Annotated in this window: 25 protein-coding genes and 1 tRNA gene; 14 read left to right on the forward strand and 12 right to left on the reverse strand. The window is 60.2% G+C overall.

Annotated elements, in window-relative coordinates; all coding sequences use genetic code 11:
* Positions 1 to 274: 274 nt before the first annotated feature.
* Complete coding sequence (locus LOL23_RS03590; protein WP_160981790.1) at positions 275 to 919, forward strand: FMN-dependent NADH-azoreductase; 645 nt, start codon at positions 275 to 277, stop codon at positions 917 to 919.
* Positions 920 to 1061: 142 nt separating this feature from the next.
* On the opposite strand, the gene ribA is transcribed toward LOL23_RS03590, so the two are convergent.
* From ribA to LOL23_RS03615, 5 genes are all read right to left on the reverse strand, one after another.
* Positions 1062 to 1736, reverse strand: coding sequence for a GTP cyclohydrolase II (ribA, locus tag LOL23_RS03595; protein WP_160981792.1), 675 nt, complete (start codon positions 1734 to 1736; stop codon positions 1062 to 1064).
* Between the two features lie 197 nt (positions 1737 to 1933).
* Positions 1934 to 2638 (reverse strand): ABC transporter ATP-binding protein, encoded by a 705-nt coding sequence (locus LOL23_RS03600; RefSeq protein WP_160981794.1) that lies wholly within the window; start codon positions 2636 to 2638, stop codon positions 1934 to 1936.
* Complete coding sequence (locus LOL23_RS03605; protein WP_237173154.1) at positions 2625 to 4556, reverse strand: branched-chain amino acid ABC transporter ATP-binding protein/permease; 1932 nt, start codon at positions 4554 to 4556, stop codon at positions 2625 to 2627. The genes LOL23_RS03600 and LOL23_RS03605 overlap by 14 nt, the downstream gene beginning before the upstream one ends.
* Positions 4553 to 5428 carry a branched-chain amino acid ABC transporter permease gene (locus LOL23_RS03610; RefSeq protein ID WP_160981796.1) on the reverse strand — a complete coding sequence of 292 codons (876 nt, stop codon included), beginning with the start codon at positions 5426 to 5428 and terminating at the stop codon, positions 4553 to 4555. Before LOL23_RS03610 ends, LOL23_RS03605 begins: the two co-directional genes overlap by 4 nt.
* 143 nt (positions 5429 to 5571) lie before the next feature.
* The gene (locus LOL23_RS03615) at positions 5572 to 6945 is read right to left on the reverse strand and encodes a substrate-binding protein (protein WP_160981798.1); all 1374 of its coding nucleotides are present in this window, start codon (positions 6943 to 6945) and stop codon (positions 5572 to 5574) included.
* Positions 6946 to 7235: 290 nt separating this feature from the next.
* On the opposite strand from LOL23_RS03615, the gene LOL23_RS03620 reads away from it, so the two are divergent.
* The 7 genes from LOL23_RS03620 (at position 7236) to LOL23_RS03650 (ending at position 12099) form a co-directional block, all read left to right on the forward strand.
* Positions 7236 to 7754: a hypothetical protein gene (locus tag LOL23_RS03620; protein ID WP_237173155.1), complete on the forward strand. Its 519-nt coding sequence runs from the start codon at positions 7236 to 7238 to the stop codon at positions 7752 to 7754.
* A 22-nt stretch (positions 7755 to 7776) separates the two neighbouring features.
* Positions 7777 to 8175 (forward strand): hypothetical protein, encoded by a 399-nt coding sequence (locus LOL23_RS03625; protein ID WP_237173156.1) that lies wholly within the window; start codon positions 7777 to 7779, stop codon positions 8173 to 8175.
* 7 nt (positions 8176 to 8182) lie between these two features.
* Positions 8183 to 8875, forward strand: a complete 693-nt coding sequence (locus LOL23_RS03630; protein WP_160981800.1) for a cytochrome b/b6 domain-containing protein — start codon at positions 8183 to 8185, stop codon at positions 8873 to 8875.
* A gap of 106 nt (positions 8876 to 8981) precedes the next feature.
* On the forward strand, positions 8982 to 10358 hold the full coding sequence (gene purB / locus LOL23_RS03635; protein ID WP_160981946.1) for an adenylosuccinate lyase: 1377 nt from the start codon (positions 8982 to 8984) through the stop codon (positions 10356 to 10358).
* Between the two features lie 85 nt (positions 10359 to 10443).
* Positions 10444 to 10893 carry a c-type cytochrome gene (locus LOL23_RS03640; protein WP_160981802.1) on the forward strand — a complete coding sequence of 150 codons (450 nt, stop codon included), beginning with the start codon at positions 10444 to 10446 and terminating at the stop codon, positions 10891 to 10893.
* A gap of 116 nt (positions 10894 to 11009) precedes the next feature.
* A tRNA-Lys gene (locus LOL23_RS03645) sits at positions 11010 to 11085 on the forward strand.
* A 399-nt stretch (positions 11086 to 11484) separates the two neighbouring features.
* Positions 11485 to 12099, forward strand: a complete 615-nt coding sequence (locus LOL23_RS03650) for a glutathione S-transferase N-terminal domain-containing protein (RefSeq protein WP_160981804.1) — start codon at positions 11485 to 11487, stop codon at positions 12097 to 12099.
* Positions 12100 to 12105: 6 nt separating this feature from the next.
* On the opposite strand, the gene LOL23_RS03655 is transcribed toward LOL23_RS03650, so the two are convergent.
* The 7 genes from LOL23_RS03655 to aroG all read right to left on the reverse strand — a co-directional run bounded on the left by LOL23_RS03655 (position 12106) and on the right by aroG (position 20643).
* A complete protein-coding gene (locus tag LOL23_RS03655) occupies positions 12106 to 12927 on the reverse strand; it encodes a sulfite exporter TauE/SafE family protein (RefSeq protein WP_160981806.1) in 822 nt (273 codons plus the stop codon).
* Positions 12928 to 12944: 17 nt separating this feature from the next.
* On the reverse strand, positions 12945 to 14060 hold the full coding sequence (gene mnmA / locus LOL23_RS03660) for a tRNA 2-thiouridine(34) synthase MnmA (protein WP_237173157.1): 1116 nt from the start codon (positions 14058 to 14060) through the stop codon (positions 12945 to 12947).
* A gap of 79 nt (positions 14061 to 14139) precedes the next feature.
* On the reverse strand, positions 14140 to 15378 hold the full coding sequence (gene glcF / locus LOL23_RS03665; RefSeq protein WP_160981810.1) for a glycolate oxidase subunit GlcF: 1239 nt from the start codon (positions 15376 to 15378) through the stop codon (positions 14140 to 14142).
* Positions 15379 to 15388: 10 nt separating this feature from the next.
* Positions 15389 to 16492 carry a glycolate oxidase subunit GlcE gene (gene glcE / locus LOL23_RS03670; RefSeq protein WP_237173158.1) on the reverse strand — a complete coding sequence of 368 codons (1104 nt, stop codon included), beginning with the start codon at positions 16490 to 16492 and terminating at the stop codon, positions 15389 to 15391.
* Positions 16493 to 16512: 20 nt separating this feature from the next.
* The gene (locus tag LOL23_RS03675; protein WP_160981814.1) at positions 16513 to 18006 is read right to left on the reverse strand and encodes an FAD-linked oxidase C-terminal domain-containing protein; all 1494 of its coding nucleotides are present in this window, start codon (positions 18004 to 18006) and stop codon (positions 16513 to 16515) included.
* 45 nt (positions 18007 to 18051) lie between these two features.
* Entirely contained in the window at positions 18052 to 19464 is a 1413-nt protein-coding gene (locus LOL23_RS03680; protein ID WP_160981816.1) for an FAD-binding oxidoreductase, read from the reverse strand.
* 84 nt (positions 19465 to 19548) lie between these two features.
* Positions 19549 to 20643, reverse strand: a complete 1095-nt coding sequence (aroG, locus tag LOL23_RS03685) for a 3-deoxy-7-phosphoheptulonate synthase AroG (protein WP_160981818.1) — start codon at positions 20641 to 20643, stop codon at positions 19549 to 19551.
* Here aroG and LOL23_RS03690 point away from each other — a divergent pair.
* From LOL23_RS03690 to LOL23_RS03715, 6 genes are all read left to right on the forward strand, one after another.
* Positions 20581 to 20832, forward strand: a complete 252-nt coding sequence (locus tag LOL23_RS03690; RefSeq protein WP_202411822.1) for a hypothetical protein — start codon at positions 20581 to 20583, stop codon at positions 20830 to 20832. The genes aroG and LOL23_RS03690 overlap by 63 nt on opposite strands.
* A 405-nt stretch (positions 20833 to 21237) precedes the next feature.
* Positions 21238 to 22095, forward strand: a complete 858-nt coding sequence (gene ehuB / locus LOL23_RS03695) for an ectoine/hydroxyectoine ABC transporter substrate-binding protein EhuB (RefSeq protein WP_160981820.1) — start codon at positions 21238 to 21240, stop codon at positions 22093 to 22095.
* 6 nt (positions 22096 to 22101) lie between these two features.
* A complete protein-coding gene (gene ehuC, locus LOL23_RS03700) occupies positions 22102 to 22773 on the forward strand; it encodes an ectoine/hydroxyectoine ABC transporter permease subunit EhuC (protein WP_237173159.1) in 672 nt (223 codons plus the stop codon).
* Position 22774: 1 nt separating this feature from the next.
* Positions 22775 to 23467 carry an ectoine/hydroxyectoine ABC transporter permease subunit EhuD gene (ehuD, locus tag LOL23_RS03705; protein WP_160981824.1) on the forward strand — a complete coding sequence of 231 codons (693 nt, stop codon included), beginning with the start codon at positions 22775 to 22777 and terminating at the stop codon, positions 23465 to 23467.
* A complete protein-coding gene (gene ehuA / locus LOL23_RS03710; RefSeq protein WP_160981826.1) occupies positions 23464 to 24240 on the forward strand; it encodes an ectoine/hydroxyectoine ABC transporter ATP-binding protein EhuA in 777 nt (258 codons plus the stop codon). Before ehuD ends, ehuA begins: the two co-directional genes overlap by 4 nt.
* Positions 24241 to 24338: 98 nt before the next feature.
* Positions 24339 to 24779 (forward strand): DUF5602 domain-containing protein, encoded by a 441-nt coding sequence (locus LOL23_RS03715; RefSeq protein WP_237173160.1) that lies wholly within the window; start codon positions 24339 to 24341, stop codon positions 24777 to 24779.
* Positions 24780 to 24782: the final 3 nt, after the last annotated feature.

Below are 24782 nucleotides of genomic sequence, written 5' to 3' on the forward strand. Positions count from 1 at the left end.
CATTTCACGTTCATACCGTTGGGCTGCCCACCATTGTCAGCCCCTGCCTATTCCGTGGCCTGCATCGTGCCGCCTACCGAGATTAGCCTTATTAGCAGGACAATCTATCGCGCTTCACATTACTTATCAATGCACATGCACCAATGCACAATATATCCCATCGCAAGACAAGAACGGCACGGCAAAACGCGGCGCAAATCCGGATCCGCCGAGACGCGCTCCGCCCGCCGGGGCAGGAAACAAATCCATCCAGAATTTTCACGGAGTACTACACATGAAACTGCTGCATATCGACTCGAGCATCAATGGCACTAAATCCACCTCACGCGCGCTGACCGCCGACATCGTGGAGCGGTGGCTGGCCGCCAACCCAGACACCAGTGTTGACTATCTGGATCTGGCCGTGGACACCCCTAAGCACTTCTCTGCGGATGCCATGGGGTTTCGCCTGCCGCCCTCTGATGCGACGCTATCCGACGCGCAAACCCGCGAGAACGCACTGTCCGAAGCACTGGTCAGCCAGTTTCTGGCGGCCGACGTGGTGGTGATCGGCGCACCGCTGTACAACTTTTCTATTCCCAGCCAATTGAAGTCCTGGATTGACCGTATCGCCCAAGCCGGCCGCACATTCCGCTACACCGAGAATGGCCCTATCGGCCTGTGCGGCGACAAGACGATCATCATTGCCTTGTCCCGCGGCGGTGTGTACTCAACCAGCGAGGCTGGCCAGGCCATGGAGCACCAGGAGTCGTACTTGAAAATCGTGTTCGGCTTCTTTGGCGTAACGGACGTACGCGTGGTACGCGCCGAAGGCACCGATCTGGGCGAGGATTCGCGCGCACAGGCTATGAACAACGCTGCCGCCAGCATCAAGGAAGTGGTGGCCGAACGCGCTCTGGCAGACGCACAAACCGCCTGACGCTCCCATCCGTAACATCCACGCCGACACCGCGGGGGTTTCCTTATGGGCGATCCGCCTATCGGCGGATCGCCCAACTTTGCGAACCACCGCCGCCACGCTTTCTTTGCATGGTGACGCGGTTTTGCCAGAACAACGCGATTCAGTCGTCGCTGCTGAGCCAGTGCCCAAGCTTGGTGGCCTTGGTACTGAGATAACTTTCGTTGTATGGGTTGCGGTTGACCTGCAGGGGAAGGCGTTCGGCTACTTCGATGCCCAGCTTTTCCATGGCCGCGACCTTGCGCGGATTGTTAGTGAGCAGGCGCAGCGACTTGACGCCGCAGTGATCCAGCATGGGTTTGCACAAATCATAGCGCCGCAGATCGGCAGGGAAGCCCAGGCGCACATTGGCCTCGACAGTGTCAGCCCCTTGATCCTGCAACTGATAGGCCCGTATCTTGTTAACCAAGCCGATCCCACGCCCTTCCTGTCGCAGATAGAGCAACGCGCCACGCCCTTCTTGCGCAATCATGCGCAGCGCGGTTTCAAGCTGCGCACCGCAGTCGCAGCGCTGGCTGAACAGTGCGTCGCCGGTCAGGCACTCGGAGTGCACACGCGCCAGCACAGGCTTTCCGTCCGCGATGTCCCCCAGCGACAACACCATATGCTCTTTGGCTGTCGCCGGATCGGTGAAAATGTGGATCTGAAAGACCGCCCAAGGAGTTGGAAGCTTGCTGGTGGCGATGTAGTCGAGCTGGTAGCCGCCAGCCTTGTCACTGACGGCGGCGGGTTGCTGGTGATCGGAGAGATCGGATGGCTCGCCAGTAGTGGGCGACATTGTATGGGTACCTCGGCCTGTGCGCGGACCGAGGCCCGCGCGAAAATCAATATGGCTGGCGGCGCCATGGCGCGCCAGACCTATATCATACTTCGACAGCGCACACATCATTGCCCCAGCCAACACTGCGCCGCTCGCCCCATACCCCTGCCCTAGATTCCGGTCATATACCGCTCCGGCCCACTACCGCTCGCCCCCTACACCTTCACACCAAGATACTTCTCGATCACCGAACGGTCTTCCTGCAGCGCCTGCGGCGTACCCGAAAACACCATGTGACCGTTGTTGAGCAAATAGCAGCGATCCGCCAGCGATAGCGCTGCGCGCACGTTCTGCTCCACGATGACAATGGTATGCCCGCTGTCAGCCAGCTTGCGGCACACCTCGATCAGATCCTGCACAATCAGCGGCGCCAGCCCCTCGAATGGCTCGTCCAGCATGATGATGCTGGCGTTGCGTATCATCGCTCGCGCGATCGCAAGCATCTGCTGCTCACCGCCCGAAAGCTGTTTGCCCCGATTGCGGCGCCTTTCGGCCAGCCGCGGAAAGGTGTGATAGATCTCCTCGAGGCTGCGGGCAGGCCGCGCCGACATGGCCGCGAGCTGCAGATTTTCCTGCACCGTGATGGAGCCAAAAATGCGCCGCTCCTCCGGCACCAACTGTATGCCACGCTGCGCAAGCTTGTAGGGCGGAAGGTGATGTACCTGCTCCCCCTTGTGGCGCACCACCCCGCTCTTGGGCACAACCATACCCATCAGCGACTTGAGCGTCGTGCTTTTGCCCGCGCCATTGCGGCCCAGCAGCGCCACCACTTCGTTCTCTTCCACTCGCATGGAAACATCGAACAGGATGTGCGAATCACCGTAGTAGCTGTTGATTTTTTCGACCTCAAGAAGGCTCATGTTCGTCCATCCCACCGAGATAGGCAGTACGCACTGCCGGGTTGGCCCGGATGTCGTCCGGGCTTCCTTCCGCCAGCAAGCGGCCTTCGTACAACACGGTAATACGCTCGGCCAGCTCGAACATCGCATCCATATCATGTTCCACGATCACCATGCTGCGGCCATTACGGATCGACTTGAGCAGCGCCACGACATGCACCCGCTCCTCGGGCCCCAGGCCGGCAAGCGGCTCGTCGAACAGCAGCACATTCGCGCCTGTCGCCAGTGCCAACCCAATTTCCAGGCGCCGCTTCTCACCGTAGGAAAGCTCGGACACCCGGGTATCTGCCTGGCGCGTCAGGTCAACCAGCGCGATCGCGGCGTTGACTTGCTCATCCAGTTCATGCGAATGATGCAGGCTGCGCAACATATCAAGCCGAAAGCGGCCGCGACTGCGGGCCAGTACCGGAATCATCACGTTCTGACGCACGGTCAGCGCCTCGAACAATTGATTGATCTGGTAGCTCTTGCTCATGCCAAGCTGGCACACATTGGTCACGCCGATCCCGGTAATATCGCGGCCACGGAAAAACACCCGCCCCGACGTGGTTTCCAGCTCGCCAGCCAGCATCGCGAAAAAGGTCGACTTACCCGCGCCATTGGGCCCGATAACACCGCGCAGTTCTCCTTCCGCAAGTGAAAAGGTGACGTCCGACACCGCCGTCAGCCCACCATACTGCTTGGTAATGCCGCGCGCCTCCAGCACCGGCGCTTGGCGTCCGCCGCCGTCGATGGGAGCGACAATGGCCAGTTCGGCAATAGCCCTGTTGTCGGCCTCACGATCAACGTCAACTGCCGACCGCCCGCGGCGCCTGAACAGATCGAGACAGGCGCCAGCCACACCGTGCCGGAAGGCCGTGACCAAGATCACGAATACGATGCCTAGGATCAGCTTCCAGTGGGCGCCGATGGCGGCAACCTGCTGCAGGCCGTCGTACAAATACAGCCATATCGTCGCGCCAAGCACCGGCCCGAGCAGCGTGCCCGCACCGCCCATCACCGTCTGTATCACCAGTTGCGCCGACGTATCCAACGAAAATGCATCCGGTGGCATATAAGATTGGAACATCCCCAGCAGGCCGCCAGCCAGTCCGCCATACGCTGCAGCGATCACAAACACTGTCAGCTTGTAGCCGTTGATGGCATGGCCCAGCGCCAAGGCACGGCGCGGGTTGCCTCGAATCGCCTTGAGCACGGCACCGAAAGGCGAGCGCACAATGCGGCGGGCAATGAGATAGCCAACAAAGAAAAAGAAGGCGACGAACCAGTACATGGGCCAACCACTGCTAATGTGAATCGTCGTGAAGCCCAGCGCGATTTCCGGCGGCGGCACGCCTGCGATCCCGTTCTCCCCACCGGTATATTCCTTGAAGGCGGAGTTTTCGAGAAAGTAGAACATCTCGCCAAATGCCAGGGTGCTCATGGCAAAGTAGATGCCTGTACGCCGAAGCGTCAAATAGCCAATGACCAACCCCGCCAGCGCGGCCACAGCGGTGCCGATCAGCAAGGCCAGCAGCATATGCGGCACAATGCCCGACGTCAGCAGGTAGGCCGCCACAAAGCCACCCGTGCCGAAAAATGCCGCCTGCCCGAAAGACAGTAGCCCGGTATAACCGAACAGCAGATCGAAACCCAGGCCAAACAGGCCCCAGATCAGGATGCGCGTGAGCAGATCGGCACTCATGCCCAGATGCGGAAGCACGAACGGTGCGGCCAAGAGGAACATGCCCACCACCATTTCGGGCACACGCCGGTTCAAGCCAGTTGGCATGCGTGCACCAGCGTGCGGCGCGGCATGCAAGGATGTGCGTGATGGTTCGCGCGGCTGTGCATGCGGTGCGATCTGCCCCGATGCCTGTGTCGATGTCTGTGTATTCATTCTCTGCCCTCCTGCCCCATCAGCCCTTGTGGCCGCAGAATCAACACCAGCGCCATCACGACAAAAAGCATGACATGGGAATACGCGGGATTGAACATGGAAGTAAGACTCAGGATTTCCCCAGCAATAATCCCGCCGATGATCGCCCCCGGGAAGGATCCCACGCCGCCGATGACCACCACTACAAAAGAATCCACAAGTACGCGATGGCCCATGTCAGGCGACAGGGTGACAATGGGTGAATCGATCACCCCCGCATAGCCCGCCGCCATAGCGCCGATGCCAAACACCAGCAAAAACGTGCGTTTGACGTTAATGCCCAGCACATTCACCATCTGGGCATCCTCGATGCCGGCGCGCACGATCAAGCCGAGGCTGGTGCGGTAAAGCACGAAATACAGCATAGCCAGCGTGGCCGCGGCAATGCCCAGTGCCTGCAGCCGGTAAAGCGGGTACACCAGCGTGCCGATCCGGGCAATGCCCTGGCCCCAATCGGGTGTCGGCACCGACAGGCTGATCCCGCCGAAAATCGACCGGACAATCTCCACCAGAATGATGCCTATGCCAAAAGTGACCAAAATCTGATCTTCCGGCGGACGGCTGTAATACATGCGCATCAGGCCGCGCTCGATGATCAGGCCCGCAACCAGCGATACCGCCGAACCGACCGCAATCGCAACGAGAAATGACTCTGTATAGCTGTAGGCCGTATAGCCGGCGTACGCTCCCACCACCAGCAATGCGCCATGGGCAAAATTCACCACGCCCAGCGTGCCGTAAATGATAGTCAGGCCGGTGCTGATGAGCGCAAGCAGCAAACCCATCGCAAGGCCGTTGAACAACTGTGAAAGAAACAGCGACATGCTAGGCATGTATACCTCCTCATGATGCCGGTGGGCGTTTTGCCTTAACCCGGAGCGGCGCCGCGCGCACGCCGCATACGGCACCACCGCGCGGAAATGAACGGGTACGGGCGGGAATGCGTCACGACGCATTCCCCGTCCCCCGCGAAGCATCAGGTATAAGGACCCAGCTTGCAGCCGAGCAGGCCGACTTCCGGCAGCGCCGCCTTGCCATCAACCACTTCGATCACTTCAAAGTAATCATCCTCGTTCTTCATGTCGGCCTTTTTCTTGCCGCGCACAATGGGGAAGTTGATAATGCCCTGGTGATCCTCCGCCCGGAAGCTGACGGGCCCGATCAGCCCTTCCCGCACCTCCCCCGCCTCATAGGCCTTGATCACATCGGGCGGGTAGAACGAACCCGCACGTTCGCAGGCGTCTGCCCAGAGCACGGTGGTGAGATAGGCGATATAGGCGGAGTCGCGGGGCTTGGCCTTGTACTTCTTCTCGAAGGCAGTGACGAAGTCCTTGGCGTTCGGGTATTTATCCTGCAGCGTCCACCAGAAGCCCGTTGCGGCATACACACCCTGCATGATGTCGGCGCCGATTTCCTTTTCCAGGAACGCCGACATATAAGGAACCACGATATTCATCTTATCGAGCAGGCCGAACTGCTTGGCCTGCTTGATCGAGTTGGCCGCATCGGCGCCGTAGGCGATTACGACCAGCGTGTCGGCCCCGCTATTCGCAATATTGATGAGGAAGGAGCTGTAGTCCTTGGCACCGAGGGGGTGAACCTGCTTGTCCACTGTCTTCCAGCCTTCTTTCTCCGTGAACTCCTTCATGGAATCGAAAGTGGTGTGGCCATAGGTGTAGTCTGGAACCAGGTAGACTGCCTTGCGATCCTTGCCCAGGTTCTTGGCCAGGACCGGCGCAATCGCCTTGCACGCCGTGTAGGCAAAGTAACAAAGCCGGAAGCCATAGCGTTGGCAGTCGACGCCCGTGGTTTCGTTGGAGCCACTGATCGCAGGCAGATAAATCGTACGTTCGCGGTCGCACACCTTCTGCAGCGCAATAGCCACCGCGCTGCTCGTGCTGCCCGACACCAGCATTGCCTTGTTGTCGTGAATAAAGCGGCTGGCGGCCTGCACGGCGGTATTGGGCTTTGTTTCCGCATCCGACACACCGATCTTGATGGTCTTTCCCAACACGCCTTTTTTTGTCAGCGGGGAAATCTTCTTGACCTCCTCGGCGCCGGCATTCAACTGCTCCACGGCCAATTCATAACCCTTGCGCTGGTCCGCGCCTTGCGCTGAATACGGTCCCGTCAGATCCAGCGTCAGGCCAATGAAGACCGAGTCGCCTTCCGTACCTGCGGGGTAGTTTCCAATGGGCTTCTTTTCTTCGGCGGCATGCGCCGGCGTACCGAGCATCGTCGCGCCGGCCGCCCCGGCTACGCCCAACGCGCCGAGCTTGAGCATCGTACGCCGATCCAGCGCACTCGATTGCACGGCCGCATGCTGGCCGGCGGTTTTACTGTCGTCCATCCCTGTCTCCTTTGTATACCTGCTTATTGGGTGAGGTACTGCTCAGGCGCCGCCTGATTTTTATCGATGCTTCAAGCATCAGGTCCGACATGCAAAAAATACGATTTGAAACTTACGCAAAACTTACGTTAGCCCCGACGCCCGCTGATTCTGCCCAAGGTACCCAGAAAAACTGAAAATCAGAGGCGAGGCCTTTGCAATCTCTTGCGAAATAAGCCAAAATGATTTGCAATACAACTTACAATCTATATCTGTAGGCGCATTTCTGTAACAAACCACAGATGTCGTGTATGCAATCGAGCCTTCTCCTCATGCACACCCTTCTTCGCGCCGCCTTCGCTCTTGCAATGGCGCTCGTCGGATCCGTCGGGCAGGCCCATGCAACCGCTCCCGCCACGTGGCCGCCAAGCCCATCGCGGATGGAGTTGGCCACCCCCTACGGGCGGCTGCATGTCGCCAGCAGTGAATACATCTATGAGTCGCGGCTGCTGCTCGATGACGATGAGATTTCGCCGGCGATACGCGGCCTGCTGAATATTTCCTACGCCTTCAAACGAGCCAACGCGCTCATTGCTCTGGTATCCATCAATAGCGGCAGCCCGCTGTGCCCCATTACTTATCGCTGGATTGTCCTGGACGAAGCCGGGCACACGGTATCGCCCGAATTCGGTTCCTGTTCGGAAAACATTGCTGTATCGGCCTCAAACCGCAAACTCACGCTGCGTACCCCCAGTTCGAAAAAGCCGGATAAAATCGACGTTTATACGTATGACGGCAAAACCGTAAAACGCTCGACGACCTCCCGCTAACGCCATTGGGTAGACCGCCGTTTTGACATCCACTACCGATACGCCCGGCAACCCGGGCCAACCCACCAAACCTGAAGCCAGGCCTTGGGGTTTTCTGCATCCCGAATGCCACGGCCGCAACGCGCTGTTGTTCTTTAGCTGGGATCTGGCCCGGGCAATCGAAGAGCAGTTCGCCCAGCACCCATCATCTACGCTCGAATACCGCGTCGCCCAGGCGCAACAGGCCGTAGACCGCCTGCTCAAGCAGTACGTGGAGATCCAGGCCTACCCCGACGCCTTCGACGGCCAAAGCATCACGCTCACGCTTCAGACCGATCCCGATCACCCGGATACACCCGTGCTTGCGCTGCAGACATCGCCACACCTCGAACAACTCATTCTTGAGGTACAGGCCGAGCAAACGCCGCGCAGCGTGAACTAGCCCGCGCATGAATACCTCCTCAGTCTCAATAAAGGTCTGGGATCTTCCCACCCGCCTCTTCCACTGGTCTCTCGCTATCTGCGTCACTGGCGCCTACGTCACCGTCAAGGCTGGCGGCCTTTGGATGGACTGGCATACACGATTCGGCCTGGCGGTGTTCGCACTTCTGCTGTTTCGCATCGTGTGGGGCTTCGCCGGTCCGCGCTATGCACGCTTTGGCCATTTCGTGCGCGGCCCACGCATCCTGGCCGGCTATCTGCGCGGCACCATCCGCCATCGTGTTGGGCACAACCCGCTGGGCGCATGGTCCGTGGTGGCGCTCCTTGCCGTGCTCGCCGTACAAGTAGGCAGCGGCTTATTTGCCGACGATGACATCATGACCACCGGCCCACTGGCGTACCTGAATGGGGCGTGGTCGGGCAAGCTGACCTGGCTGCACAATGCCAACGAGGTTCTCATTCTCGCGCTACTGGCATTGCACGTCTGTGCGGTTGCCTGGTACCAATGGCGCGGCAAGAACCTGGTCGGCCCCATGATCCATGGCCGCACAAAGCTGCCCGCAATCGATGCACAGCACGCGCCCGACACCCGCGACACTGGGCTGGTACGCGCCGCAGCCGTGTTGCTTATCCTGGCTGCTGCGGCATTGGCATGGTGGCTGACAACGCTGGCGCCGTCGGGCGGCAGTTCCTTCATGTAGCCCTATCGCCGCACGTTCGCGGCGCCGCGTCCGCGGAGCTTCCAGCGCCGTCGCTCCGCCAGACCCGAATGGTAGAATGCAGCCTGTTCTCAATCGCTCGCACACCATGAAAATCGCACCGCAGCCCAGCCATCTCAACGCCCTTTCCCCGCTAGACGGCCGTTACGCCGCCAAGGCCCAGCCCCTGCGCGAAACCCTCTCCGAAGCCGCTTTCATGGCGCACCGGGTCGAGGTCGAAGTCGCCTGGCTGATCGGCCTCTCCGATGCAGGCCTGCCCGAACTGCCCGCGTTTTCCGCCCAGGCACGAGCCGATCTCGCCGCGTTGGTCGAACAGTTCTCCGAAGCCGACGCCGCGCGCATCAAAGAAATCGAAAAAACCACCAACCACGACGTCAAAGCGGTTGAATACTGGCTCAAGGAGCGCGTGGCCGGCAATGCCGAGCTCGCCGCCGCGGCGGAGTTCATTCACTTCGCCTGTACGTCCGAAGACATCAACAATACTTCGCACGCGCTCATGCTCAGCCGCGCCCGCGCCGGGTTCGTCGTGCCGCGCCTGAACGAATTGTGCCAACAGCTCAAGGGCATGGCGCGCCAGTACGCCGGCCAGCCCCTGCTTTCGCGCACACACGGCCAGCCGGCCAGCCCCACCACTGTGGGTAAAGAATTCGCCAACGTTGCCGCGCGTCTGGAGCGGGCCATCGCCGCCATTGAGGCCGTCCAGCCGCTGGCCAAAATGAACGGCGCCACCGGCAACTACAATGCGCACTTGTCCGCCTACCCCGAGGTCGACTGGCCTGCCTTCAGCGCCAAGGTGCTGCAGGGCCTGGGCCTGGTGCAAAACCCCTACTCTATCCAGATCGAGCCGCACGACTGGATGGCCGCACTGTTCGACGCCATCGCGCGCGCCAACACCATCGTGCTCGACCTGAACCGCGACATCTGGGGCTATATCTCGCTGGGCTACTTCAAGCAGCGCCTCAAAGAAGGCGAAGTTGGCTCGTCCACCATGCCGCACAAGGTAAACCCCATCGACTTCGAAAACTCCGAAGGCAATCTGGGCTTGGCCAATGCCATGCTGCGCCACTTGTCCGAAAAACTGCCTGTTTCGCGTTGGCAGCGCGACCTCACCGATTCCACCGTGCTGCGCAATCTGGGCGTAGCGCTGGGTTACTGCGCGGTGGCGTATGACGCCTGCCTGCGTGGCCTGGGCAAGCTGGAGCTCAACGCCGTCGCCATCGATGCCGACATCGACGCATGCTGGGAAGTGCTGGCCGAGCCCGTGCAAACGGTCATGCGCCGCTATGGCCTGCCGCAACCGTACGAGCAGCTCAAGGCGCTTACGCGCGGCAAGGGCATTACCCGCGAAGCCTTGGCCGAGTTCATCGCCGGTCTCAATCTTCCCGCGGAGCCCAAGGCCCGCCTGCAAGCCATGACGCCGCGCAGCTACATCGGCCTCGCCGCCGAGCTCGCCCGCAAGATCTAACCTCGCCGTAGCCTGACTGGGTACGCGCCGCGCAACCCACCAGGCTGGCCTTAACGCCTTGCCCCAACCTCAGGAGTTCATCGTCATGAAGCGTAGCATCGTTATATTTGCCGCCACTTCCGCCCTGCTTGCCAGCGCCCCCGCGTTGGCGCAGTTCAAAGACGCTGAAGCTGCCCAGGAGTACCGCCACGCCGCCATGGAGCTTATGGGCTCCCACTTCGGCCGCATGGCGCCCGTTGCCAAGAAAGAAGCCCCCTACGACAAAGAAGCCATTCGCGCCAACGTCGCCATCCTCAACACCCTGGCCACCCTGCCTTGGGCGGGATTCGGCCCGGGCACCGAAGGCGGCGACGCCAAGCCCGAGATATGGAAAGACCCTGAAGGCTTTAAACAAGCCGAAGACAAATTCCATGCTGGCATGAAGAAACTCACTGCCGCCGCGGATGCGGGCGACTTCGACGCCTTCCGCGTCGCCTTCGGCGAAGTCGGAAAGAGCTGTAAATCCTGTCACGACAGCTACCGCACAGATGATTGAGCCCGCAGCTGCCCACCCCGTTCCCGAAACGTGGGCATCCTCCATTTGCGTAACGCAAGGATAGCCGCTATAATTTCGTCCTTTCCTGATGCACGGCCAATAACGCCACCGCATACGGGCTGTTAGCTCAGTTGGTAGAGCAGCGGACTCTTAATCCGTAGGTCGAGTGTTCGAGCCACTCACAGCCCACCAAGAATACTCAATGAAATCAATGCCCTAGTCGTTTTTACGTCTAGGGCATTTTTCTTTTCCCCGATCCGTTTAAGTTTTACTTACGGCACCCACGTCAGGCAACCCCTCCTCGTCGTGCGGTCTGGAAGTTCGTGTGTAACGACGCCGCGATCAGCGTCAGAGATAAGGCCTGTTCAGCGGCCCGCCTCAAGAGGCACGCTACGATGCCGCGCCAGCACAACGGCCCGACGGTGCCTGCCACAAATAGGCAAACCTGGTGCAACCGAAGCATTTACGCGACACTTTTGATGGCATACACGTCATGAATGCAGCGGATGCGCGCATTTGCGCGGCTTGCGGGCGGCAGGCCCACGGTATCCTGCTATACTTTTTTTTGCCTCCCAACTTCCCAACTGCCCCATGAAACTCATTGGTTCGCTCACGAGTCCTTTCGTTCGAAAAGTCCGCGTCGTCATGGCTGAAAAGAAGCTTGACTACGAGTTCGTACTCGAGAATGTGTGGGCCGAAGACACGCACATCCAGGCGCACAATCCTCTGGGCAAGGTGCCGTGTCTGCTAATGGATGACAGCGGCAGCCTGTTCGACTCGCGTGTCATTGTTGAGTATTTGGATACCCTCTCGCCAGTTGGCCGCTTGATCCCTCAACCCGGTCGCGACCGCGCCGCAGTCAAGTGCTGGGAAGCCATCGCCGACGGCGTGCTCGATGCCGCTGTTGCGATCAACATCGAGCTGAACCGGCGCCCTGCACATCTGCGCAGCGACGACTGGGTGGCGCGCCAGCGCGGCAAAATCTCGGCAGCGCTCGATTCTATGGACAAGAGCCTGGACGACCAGCCATTCTGCATGGGCGTCAATTTCAGCCTGGCCGATGTCGCTGTCGGATGTGCCCTCGGCTACCTCGATTTGCGTTTTCCCGATCTCGACTGGCGCTCGCAATACGCCAACCTACGCCGGCTCGACGAAAAACTGCAGGATCGCCCTTCATTCAGCACGACCAAACCGCCGCAATCCTGAAGGCCATCAGGCAGCTCGCATCTGCTGCCACCCCTTGTAGAGCATATACGCCGACATTGCGAACAACAGGAAGGCAAACAAGCGCCTGAGCGTCGCCACTGGCACGCGATGCGTACAGCGGGCGCCCCAGGGGGCGGTCAGTACGCTCATCGCCGAAACCACCATGAGCGCAGGCCAATAGATATACCCCAGCATGCCCGGCTGCGCTTTGACAGAATGAAAGCCGGAGTAGATGTAACCTGCGCTATTGGCCACAGCGATAAAAAACCCGAGCGCGGAAGACGTGGCCACCGCATTGCGCAGCGGTATGTTGCCACGCGCCATGAAAGGCACAGACAGAAAGGCGCCACCCGCGCCCAAAAACCCTGACAGAAAACCGATCAGTGCGCCGACGCCGAATATGGCAGGCCGCGACGGCATGGTGCGCCCGGGCGGAGGCGCCTTGGCCTTGAGCATGCGATATGCGGAATAGCTGACGAACACCGCAAAAAACAGCGACAGCCAGACACCGCTGACAAAGGAAAATGCCGCGCCGCCCGACAGCAGCCCGCCTACAACCAGGCCCGGCCCGATGACTGCGACAATATCCCAGCGTATGGCCCCTCGCCTGTGATGCGCGCGCATGCTGGACACCGAAGTAAACACAATCGTTGCCATGGCCGTCGCAATGGCCGCATGCACGACCAGATCAGCAGGCACGCCGAACACCGGCAGCAGCATGGTGAGAAACGGCACGAGAATCATGCCGCCGCCTATGCCCAGCAGGCCGGCGGCAAAACCCACAGCAGCACCGAGCGCCACCAGGTAGAGTATAGAAAGTAGATCCAAGATGCAGCCTGTGATAATCAGGTAATGATGCCGCCACCGAGACACACATCGCCGTCATAGAGTACGGCGGATTGTCCAGGCGTCACCGCCCACTGGTGCTGAGAAAAGTTGAGCGTAAAGCCCCCGTCGTCGGCAGCCACCAACATGCAAGGGGCGTCGGATTGACGATAGCGTGTTTTGGCACCATAGCCCCCCTCCGCAGGTGCACAACCGGCTATCCAGCTCGCATCGTGCGCTTGCAGCTTAGCGCTGAGCAGCCACGGGTGGTCATGCCCCTGCACCACATAAAGCGTATTGGCAGCCAGATCTTTGCGCGCCGTGTACCAGGCGTCGGCCGTGCCATCGTCGCGCTGACGCCCTTTTACGCCACCGATACCCAGGCCCTTGCGCTGCCCCAGGGTATAGAACGATAGGCCCTGATGCTCGCCCACCACTATGCCTTCTGGCGTTTTGATCGGACCGGGTTTGGTGGGCAGATAGCGGTTGAGAAATTCGCGGAAAGGCCGTTCGCCGATAAAGCAGATGCCGGTGGAGTCTTTCTTGGCCGCATTGGGCAGGCCGATCTCGCGGGCGATCTCGCGCACCTTGGTTTTGGGTATCTCACCCAAGGGAAACAGCGTACGCGAAAGCTGATCCTGGTTAAGCCGATGCAGGAAGTAGCTTTGATCCTTGCTCTGATCAAGCGCCTTCAACAATTGGTACTGTCTGCCCTCAGGGGTATCGAGCGTGCGCACGCGCGCATAATGCCCGGTGGCAATATGCTCGGCCCCCAGTGACATAGCGTGATCGAGAAAGGCCTTGAACTTGATTTCGGCATTGCACAGCACGTCGGGGTTGGGCGTACGGCCGGCGGAGTATTCGCGCAGAAAGTCTGCAAAAACCCGGTCTTTGTATTCGGCCGCAAAATTGACTGCTTCGATGTCGACGCCAACCACATCGGCCACACTGGCGGCATCCAGCCAGTCTTGCCGGGTCGAACAGTATTCGCTGTCGTCGTCATCTTCCCAGTTTTTCATGAATAGGCCGAGCACATCGTAGCCCTGCTGCTTGAGCAGCCAAGCAGTTACCGACGAATCGACGCCCCCGGACATGCCGACGACGACACGCCCTTTTGATGCAGTAGTAGTTCCCATTGCGCTATTGTAGACGCAGACAGACCGCCGCCAGCCGCACGGCCGACAGTTTCAATGCCGCGCCAGGGCGGTGGCACCATCAGCCCTTGCGCCGGCGCAGCGCCTCGTCTACCACCTCGACCCAGTGACGCACAGGCGTCTCGGTGCCGTTCTGCAAATGCGTAATACACCCCATATTGGAGGAGACAATGCATGCAGGCTCTACCCGGTTGATGTTGCCAAGCTTGCGGTCGCGCAATGTATGCGAGAGTTCCGGCTGAGTAACCGAATACGTACCCGCCGAGCCACAGCACAGATGCGCCTCATCGAAGGGCTTCAGGTTAAAGCCCAGCTCCGCCAGCATGGTTTCATTCAGGCCGCGCAGGCCCTGCCAGTGCTGCAGCGTGCAAGGCGGATGAAAAGCCGCACTCTCGGGCAGCGGGCCCATGAGGCCGCGCAGCCGCGAGGCCTCGGGCGCAATGATTTCAGAAATATCGCGCACCTTTTCCACCACCCGCGCAGCCTTGTCGGCGTAGACGGGATCATGACGCAAATGATGGGCATATTCACGGATCATCCCGCCGCAACCCGAGGCATTGATCACAATGGCCTCAACCTCTCCGCGATCGAGCAGGGGCAGCCAGGCATCGATATTCACGCGCATCTGGGCCAGCGCCTGGTCTTGCGCATCGAGGTGGAAGTTGATAGCGCCGCAGCATCCAGCCGCCGCCGCATCGCGGGTGCCGATCCCTACAGCGTCCAGCACACGCATGGTTGCACCATCGATACTGGGCATCATGTCGGGCTGCACGCAACCACGTGGCATCAGCACCTGTCGAGGATGCCGACCCGCATCCCTGGGCAGACGGCCCGCAGCGCGAGAAACTGGCACCTTGCCCGCGAGCACCGCCGGCAGCAAGGGCCTCATGACGCGACCCAGCCGCAACGCCGGACCGAACAGGCGGGAATTAAGCAAATGCCGCAGCGCACTGCGGACAACGCGCTGACGCAATGGGCGCTCGACCTTCTGATCGACCAACGCCCGCCCGATATCCACCAGCGCCCCGTACTCAACGCCCGATGGGCATGTGGTTTCGCAATTGCGGCAAGTAAGGCAGCGGTCCAGATGGGTTTGTGTCGCCGCGGTGGGCTCGGCGCCCTCCAGCACTTGCTTGATCAGGTAAATACGTCCGCGCGGGCTGTCGAGTTCGTCCCCCAGCACCTGATAGGTAGGACAGGTTGCCTGACAGAACCCACAATGAACGCAACGACGCAAAATAGCATCGGCATCATTGCCGATAGCCGTATCGCGAGCCCAGGAAGCCAGATTAGTTTGCACGATGGATGCCTCAAAATTCCCGGAACAGCCGGCCCGGATTGAATATCCCGACCGGATCAAGCTCTTGCTTCATGCGTTGGCTGATGTTGCGCAGCGTCGGTTGCAGTGGATGGAATACAGGAACATCCCCCGGCGATGCACCATAACGGTAAAGGGTGGCGTGGCCGCCTGCCGCCTCCACACGCGCACGCAAGGCCGTGGCGCTTTGCGCATCGACTGACGGCCCTCCGGCGACCCAACGCAGGCCGCCATTCCATTCAATCAGCGATGGCCCGAGATCCAGCGGCCCTGCCTGCGGCGGGACCGACAGGCGCCATAACACAGGCACGTCAAAAAAAGCGTGCGTCTGGTCGCGCAGGCTGGCCCACAGGGCTTCGCCAGCAGCCGCCTCGAACGCACTGCCGCCGATCTGGCGCAAACCGCTGGCCACGGCAGGCTCGCTGCCCGACAGACGCACATACAGGCGCCCCCCCTGCTCTGGAAACCAGGCGGTGGCACTGATTGGCAGTGGCTTGCTGCGCCATTGGCTAAACAAGGCCAGCGCGCCCGCTTCATCTACGTCAAGCACGCTGGTGGCCTCGACGCCAGGCAGCGGCGCAACCTTGAGCGATACTTCGATCAAGGCGCCAAATATGCCCATGGAACCCGCCAGCAGACGGGAAATATCGAAACCGGCCACATTTTTCATGACTTCACCGCCGAAGCCAAGCACCACGCCGGAGGAATCCAGCAGGCGCGCACCCAGCACGAAGTCTCGCAGACTACCCGCCGCCATCCTGCGCGGCCCCGACAGCCCGCTGGCTACCATGCCGCCCACCGTGGACGCGGCGCCAAAACGGGGTGGCTCGAAAGCCAACATCTGGCCTTGGGCGCGCAGCGCCGCTTCGAGCGCTTCCAGCCGCGTGCCAGCCTTGGCGGTAACCACCAGCTCCGACGGTTGATAATTGACAATACCCTGATGGCCCGAGATGTCGAGCACAGCAGCGCCCGAAAGATTGTCCGGCTCGGGCTCGCCATAAAATCGCCGGGTGCCGCCGCCACGAATATACAGAGGACGCTCGGCGGCACGCGCCGTCATCACCTGTTCGCACAACTCGGAAAGCTCGAATTCCATGTTTACTCGCTATAAACCGATTAGAACCGCGGCAGGTCGGGAAAGCGCAACTCGCCGCCGTGCACGTGCATCTTTCCGTATTCGGCGCAGCGCGCCAGCGTCGGAATGACTTTCTCGGGGTTGAGCAGGTTGTAGGGATCAAAGGCGCGCTTGAACGCGCAGAAAAAGTCGAGCTCCTCGCGTGCAAACTGCACGCACATCTGGTTGATTTTCTCGACACCCACGCCGTGCTCGCCGGTAATCGTGCCGCCGACCTGCACACACAGCTCAAGAATGGCGGCACCGAACTTCTCGGCACGCTCGACTTCTTCAGGCCGGTTTGAATCGAACAGAATCAAGGGATGCAGATTGCCGTCGCCGGCATGAAAGACATTGGCGCAACGCAGGCCATACTCACCTTCCATCTCCTCGATGGCACCCAACACCCGCGCCAGATGACGGCGCGGTATCGTGCCATCCATGCAGTAGTAATCGGGCGAGACCCGGCCGGCGGCGGGAAAGGCATTCTTGCGGCCCGCCCAGAAGGCCAGGCGCTCCTGCTCGCTGCGCGATACCTGCAGACGCGTGGCCCCGGCATCGCGAAAAACCGCTTCCATACGGGCGATTTCGTCCACCACCTCTTCTTCGGTGCCGTCCGACTCGCACAAAAGTAGCGCGCTGGCTTCCAGGTCGTAGCCGGCATTCACAAAAGGCTCGACCATATGCACCGCGCGCTTGTCCATCATTTCCAGCCCTGCTGGAATAATACCCGCCGCAATCACATTGGCCACTGCAGCGCCCGCCGTCTCGACCGAGCCAAAGCTTGCCATGACGACCCGGGCGCAGGCTGGCTTGGGAATGAGCTTGACCACCACTTCGGTGACCAAGCCCAACATGCCCTCGGATCCGATGAAGGCGGCGAGCAGATCCAGACCGGGGCTATCAGGCGCCTCGGACCCGAGCTCGACGATATCGCCGCTGATGGTGACCACCCGTATCCGCAGGATGTTGTGAACCGTGAGCCCGTATTTCAGGCAGTGCACACCGCCCGAGTTCTCCGCAACGTTGCCACCTATCGTGCAAGCGATCTGACTTGACGGATCGGGCGCATAGTAAAGCCCATAAGGCGCAGCTGCCTCCGAAATGGCCAGATTGCGAACACCCGGCCCAACCACCGCGCTGCCGGCGGCGACGTCGATGCGATGGATGCGATTGAGCTTGCTCAAGCCCAGCACGATGCCGCGCGCGTGCGGCATGGCGCCGCCCGACAGGCCCGTGCCGGCTCCTCGGGCAACGATAGGGATATTGAATGCCGTGCATGCCTTGACTACCGCGACGACCTGCGCTTCGTCCTCCGGCAGCACGACCACTGGCGGCAGCGACCGGTAAAGTGACAGGCCGTCGCATTCGTAGGGCCGCGTATCTTCGGCTCGATGCAAGATGCAATGAGCCGGCACGCTCTCTTTGAGGCGGGCTATCAAGCCCGGAAAATCCGGCGCTGTCTCGTACGCCGGGCTGATCAAGGATTCAGTCATTATTCTATTGTGTGGCGGCGCGCGCCCGCGCGCGGCGATGGGGGGTTATGGCCCCGGAATGATCTTGCCAGGGTTGAGGATATCGTGAGGGTCGAATGCGTGTTTCAGGCTGGCCATGAGGTCGAGCGCATCGCGGCCGTGTTCCGCCAGCATGAATGCCATCTTGTGCAGCCCCACGCCATGCTCGCCGGTGCAGGTACCGTCCATGCGGATGGCACGCTCCACCAGCCTGCGGTTAAGCTGTTCGGATGCCTCCCATTCCTGCGGGTTGTCTGGGTCGAGCAGCATCAGCACATGAAAGTTACCGTCGCCCACATGGCCAACGATGGTATACGGAAAGCTCGCCGCATCAAGTTCGGCGGCGGTTTCCGTCACGCAATCGGCCAACCGGGAAATGGGCACGCAGACATCTGTGGTGCTGGACCGACAGCCGGGCCGCAACTGCAGACCGGCAAAATAGGCATTGTGCCGCGCGGCCCACAGGCGGCTGCGGTCTTCGGGCTGGTCGGCCCATTCGAAATCCATGCCATCATTGGAGCGGGCGATTTCTTGCACAATCTGTGCCTGCTCTTTGACGCCCGCCGGGCTGCCATGAAACTCGAACAGCAACAGCGGCGACTCTTTGAGTGCCAGCTTGCTGTACGCATTGGTGGCCTTGACGGCCCAAGTGTCCATGAACTCGACCCGCGCCACGGGCACGCCCATTTGAATAACTTCGATGACGCTGCGCACCGCCGCCTCGAGCGTGGGAAAGTTGCAGATCGCCGCGGAGATCGCCTCGGGCACCGGATAAAGCCGGACAGTGACCTCGGTGATGATGCCCAGCGTCCCCTCGCTGCCCACGAAAATGCGCGTAAGGTCGTAGCCCGCTGAAGACTTGCGCGCGCGCGAAGCGGTATGAATCACGCGGCCATCCGCCGTGACAACCTTGAGCGACACCACGTTCTCACGCATGGTGCCATAGCGTACGGCGTTGGTACCCGAGGCACGGGTGGCCGCCATGCCGCCAAGGCTGGCATCCGCACCGGGATCGATCGGAAAAAACAGCCCGGTATCGCGGATGTGTTCGTTCAGCTGCTTGCGCGTGACGCCCGCCTGTACAGTGGCCGTGAAGTCTTCGGCGTTGATCGACACAATCTTGTCCATGCCGGCCAGATCGAGGCTGATGCCACCCTGCACAGCAAGCAAGTGCCCTTCGAGCGAGGACCCCGTCCCATAGGGGATGAGTGGTACATGGTGCGCATGGCAATGCCGCGCAACCCAAGCCACCTCCTCCGTGCTCAGGGCAAACACCACGCCGTCAGGCAGCATAGGCGGATAGGGGGATTCGTCGCGGCCGTGATGCTCACGCACTGCTTGCGCAGTGGTAAAGCGATCACCGAACTGCCGCGCCAAAGCATCCAGAAAGCCGTCTGGAATGGCGCGACGCACGCTCTGGGCCGGAGCGGGGGCATTCATGTTCGTTCTCCTGTTACAGTCATAGCCCAAGCACAGGCCCCACGCGGGGCCCTGACTACGCCATATGCCTGATCGTAGCAGTGTTTAGGCGTGCGTGCCGATCAGGGCATTTGCCGATTGCACCGTGACCTTGCGTCGATTCTGAACCGCCTGCGACAGCCGCTCGAGCACCTGAACCGTGGTGTCCCAGCCTATGCAACCGTCGGTAATGCTCTGGCCATAAGTTAGCGGCTTGCCAGCCACCATATCCTGACGTCCGTCAACCAGGTGGCTTTCGACCATGACGCCGAACAGGCAATCACCACCCGCCTCGAGTTGGCGGGAGACATCTTCGAGCACCTTGGGCTGATTGCGATAATCTTTGTTGCTGTTCGCATGGCTGGCGTCGACCATGATGCGTGGGCGCAGTTTGGCCTTGACGAGCTTGTCGCAAGCGTCGTGGACGCTGGCGGCATCGTAGTTGGGTGCTTTGCCGCCGCGCAGGATGATGTGGCAGTCGTTGTTGCCGACCGTGGACACAATGGCTGAATGACCGCCCTTGGTAACAGACAGGAAGTGGTGCGGCTGCGACGCCGCCTGGATAGCATCCATGGCGATCTTGATATTGCCATCGGTGCCATTCTTGAAGCCAACGGGACACGAGAGCCCGGAAGCCAGCTCACGATGAACCTGGCTTTCGGTTGTACGCGCCCCGATGGCGCCCCAGGCGACCAGGTCGGCAATATACTGCGGCGTGATCATATCCAGGAACTCACAGCCCGCGGGCAGGCCCAGGTCGTTGACGTTGATGAGCAACTCGCGCGCCGTACGCAGGCCTAGATTGATGTTGAAGCTGCCGTCCAGGCCTGGATCGTTGATCAGGCCCTTCCAGCCTACCGTGGTGCGCGGCTTCTCGAAGTAGACGCGCATGATGATTTCGAGATCGCCCTGGAAGCGTGTGCGCTGCTCGACCAGGCGGCGTGCGTACTCGAGCCCCGCTTCTGGATTGTGGATGGAACATGGCCCCACGATAACCACCAACCGGTCGTCATTGCCGTACAGAATATTGTGGACCGCGCGGCGCGCGTCGTGCACGACAGTCGAAATCGCCGGTGTGCAGGGAAATTCTCGCATTACATGCGCCGGCGGGCTCAATTCTTTGATTTCCCGGATTCGCAAGTCATCGGTATTGTGGGACACGGTATTACTCCAGAGTATTTTGCCAGCCTGCGCGCGGAACAAAAAAGCCGCCTAGCGAAGCTGGCGGCTTTTTGGGGAATTCGCTTGTTTTTACAGTGTACAGCGCGTCCCTTCCTCCACCAGCGGTTTTGGAAACGTAAAGTAAAAGAAGAAAAAGGACACGGTGCGGTACATAGTGGTAAATCCTAGCACACCTCATTTGCCTTGCCAACAGAATTTTCTGTAGCGGGCGGGCACCGCAGGCTTATCCGTCGCCCTTTTGCAATCGCCCCGTCCACGGCCGGCGGATCATGCGCCGCCTGCCTTGCGCAACACATCCCCCCGGTAATCCGCCTCTGCATCACAGCAACGTATCTGCGCATCCCTTACACCTGCGCCCGAAACTGCCACCTGTCCCAGGAAAAAACATCCTCCTTCTAACGATTTGAGTTGAAATCATCATATCGTGTATGATTTTTCTCGTTAAGATCACACCCATAACAATTGGCAAAGCACGCCTGCAAAGCATGGGCATGGCATCCTCCGCATCGTTTCCGCGGAACATGCATATGGCATTTTGTCGGGCATTTTGCATAACCGAACAAAGGAACGCCGATGAATACGCTGCGCAGAACTACGCTTATGACACTTGCCGCCCTGATAGTCGGCGGTGCGGCCACCCACGCCGGCGCTGTCACCCTCGAGCAGGTCAAGCAACGCGGCACTGTCCGGATCGCAGTGGCCAATGAAATTCCCTATGGCTTCATGGATATGAGCGGCAAGCCCAAGGGCGCCGGCCCTGAAGTAGCGCAGCACATCATGGAAAAGTTGGGCATTGAAAAGATTGAATGGGTCACCACCAACTTTGGCTCCCTTATTCCGGGGCTACGTGCCAACCGCTTCGACATGGTTGCCGCCGAGATGGCCATCTTGCCGCAACGCTGCAAAGAAGTACTGTTTTCAGAACCCAACAGTTCATATGGCGAAGGCCTGTTGGTTGCCCAAGGCAACCCCGATAACCTCCACAGCTACGAAGCTTTCGCCAAGAACGGCAAAAAGATCGCCATCATGGCCGGCGCCGACCAGCTCGAAATGCTGCAGGCGCTTGGCGTGCCAGGCGCACAGATGATCACGATCTCGAACAATGCCGACGCGATTTCCACCATTACCACCGGCCGTGCCAGCGCCTACGCGGCCACGGGGCTGACGGTGGCCGAACTGGCCGAGAAGGGCAAGAAGGTGGAGTCTGCCGCCAATTTCAAGGATCCGGTGATTGATGGCGAGCCGGTACGCAGCTGGGGGGCCTTCACCTTCGGCGAGGGTTCCGAGAGCCTGCGCGATGCGGTCAATACCGAACTGGCCGCCTTCAAAAAGACAGACGACTGGAAGCGCATCCTGTCCGAGTACGGCTTCAACGAAAACGATCAACAAGCCTCATTCACTAAAACCACCGCGCAACTCTGCAAGGGTTGACGGCGCATGAATTGGCTGAGTTACAGCGTACCGTTGCTGGAAGGCGCGTGGATCACCGTGCAGTTGACGGTCTATTCGACCATCCTGGGCACGGCCACCGCCTTCTTGTTCGGCATCGGCAAACTGTCCAGCAACTGGTTCATCAAAGGTGTGTCGCTGTGCTTTATCGAGGTTTTCCGCGGCACGTCTCTGCTGGTCCAGCTGTTCTGGCTTTATTTTGCGCTGCCTGTGCTGGGGCAGCAGTTGGGTCTGGATTTGCGCATGCCGCCTGTGCTGACCGGCACGCTCGCACTGGGGCTGAACATCGGCGCCTATGGCGCAGAAGTGGTGCGCGGCGCGATACAAGCCGTACCGCCCACCCAGTACGAAGCTGCCAAAGCGCTGGATTTCTCCCCCAGACACACGCTCTGGCGCATTGCACTGCCCCAGGCGATACCCGAAATGATGCCCAGTTTCGGCAATCTTGCTATCCAGAACCTCAAGGACACGGCACTAGTCTCGCTGATCAGTCTGGGCGATATGACCTTTCGCGCTGAACAGATACGCAACTTCACCCAGGACAGCGTAGGCGTGTATACGCTGCTGTTGCTGATGTACTTTGGCATGGCACTGGTACTTACAGGGCTGATGAAGCTGCTCGAGCGCTCTGTGGGGCGCTGGCGCCCCGGGAGGGCCTGACATGCTGTTCGGCATAGAATGGGACACCTCGAGCGGGGCCGCACTGGCGCTGTCCATTCTCCCCATCCTGCTCAAAGGTCTGCTTGTCACGGTCCAGGCCACAGCGGTGGGCTTTGTCATCGCCGCGCTGCTGGGGCTTGCGCTGGCAGCGCTCAAGTCTGCACCCCAGCGCGTCGTGGCCTGGCCCGCACGCGCGGTGGCCGAGTTTCTGCGCGATACACCATTGCTGGTGCAAGTGTTTTTCCTGTATTACGTGCTGCCCGAGTACGGTATTGTGCTGCCGGCCTTCCTGACCGGGGCACTGGCGCTTGGGCTGCAGTACAGCGCATATATGTCTGAAGTCTATCGAGCCGGGATAGAGTCGGTACACCGGGGCCAGACAGAAGCCGCATGCGCTCTCGATCTGTCCCCCGCACGCCGCTTCGGCGTCATCATCCTGCCGCAGGCGATCCCTCGCATTATCCCCGCCATGGGCAATTACCTGGTTTCGATCATGAAAGATGTACCGGTACTGTCTGTAGTGTCGATTCTGGAAATGCTCAATGTCGCCAAAATCATTGGCGACCGCACCTTCAACTACCTGATACCGATCTCCATGGTTGGCGGCATTTATCTGCTGCTGACCCTGGTGGCCTCGGGCGCGGTACGCTACCTGGACAAGCGCCTGCCCAAGCAAGGAATTCCGCTGAAATGAACGAAGCCATCATTACATTCGATAAAGTCGTTAAACGCTTCGGCGACGTTACCGTGCTCGATGAACTCGACTTCACAGTAAAAAAGGGCGAGAAAGTCAGCATCATTGGCCCCTCCGGATCAGGCAAATCCACGGTGCTGCGCATTCTCATGACGCTGGAAACAATAGACGACGGTGTAATCTGGGTCGACAACGAGCCGCTATGGCATGAAACACGCAACGGCAGCCTGGTTCCCGCCAGCGAATCTCACTTGCGTGATATGCGCAAAAAAATGGGCATGGTCTTTCAACAGTTCAATCTGTTTCCCCACATGACCGTGCGGCGCAATATCACCGAAGCGCCGATCCATGTTCTGGGGCTGTCACGCGAGGAAGCCACGGAGCGGGCCGATACCTACCTAAGCCTGGTAGGGCTGTCCGATCAAGCTGATAAATTTCCCTCTCAGCTTTCCGGAGGGCAGCAGCAGCGTGTGGCTATTGCCCGCGCACTGGCGATGCGCCCCAATATCATGCTGTTCGATGAGCCAACATCGGCACTGGACCCGGAACTGGTGGGCGAAGTGCTTTCCGTCATCCAGCGCCTGGCTGACGAGCAAGACCTGACCATGCTGCTGGTGACGCACGAAATGCAGTTCGCCAAACAGATTTCAGATCGTGTCTGCTTTTTCGACAAAGGAAAGATTGTCGAACAGGGGCCGCCGGAACAAGTGATGGTAGAACCTCGCGAAGCGCGCACCCAGGAGTTCCTCAAGGCCTTCATCACCCCCGCCTGATATGTCGCCGGACTCAAACAGGGCCGGGTCGGGAACGGCTGCGGTGGTGCGGGCATCCAATGCGGTGAGTTCCACTTATCTCACCACGGAGGTTTTCCATGTCCAAACCCGTCTATGCCCTTATCGCCGCCGCAGCGCTGGCTTTCAGCCCGATGTATACCTTCGCGGCACAGCACAGCAAGGCCGCTCCCACGACGCTCAAGTCACCCCCCCCCGCCCCCTACCAGGCGGTGAGCAAACTGGTCAAACTGCCTGACTTCCTGCCCGGCATGGGCCAGCTTTTCGTCGATCCCGCCACTTTGCCGGCAGGCCCGTTTTTGGCCTATGACCACGACGGCAAGCTGGTCAGCACCATCTATATGGTGCCGCTCTCGGCCATGAAGGCCGACATGAAGCTGGACAACCTGAAGGTCGGCAACAAGAAAGTTGACCACGTTGATATGTACTACAACGCCGGCCACCCGGGTGTTGCCGAGCCGCACGTGCATATCGTGTTGTGGCATGTACCGGCAAACGGGGAGGCACGGGTCGCCAAATGAACA

Origin of the sequence: Paracandidimonas lactea, assembly GCF_021653995.1 — a bacterium.
In the GTDB taxonomy this organism is placed as follows: domain Bacteria; phylum Pseudomonadota; class Gammaproteobacteria; order Burkholderiales; family Burkholderiaceae_B; genus Allopusillimonas; species Allopusillimonas lactea.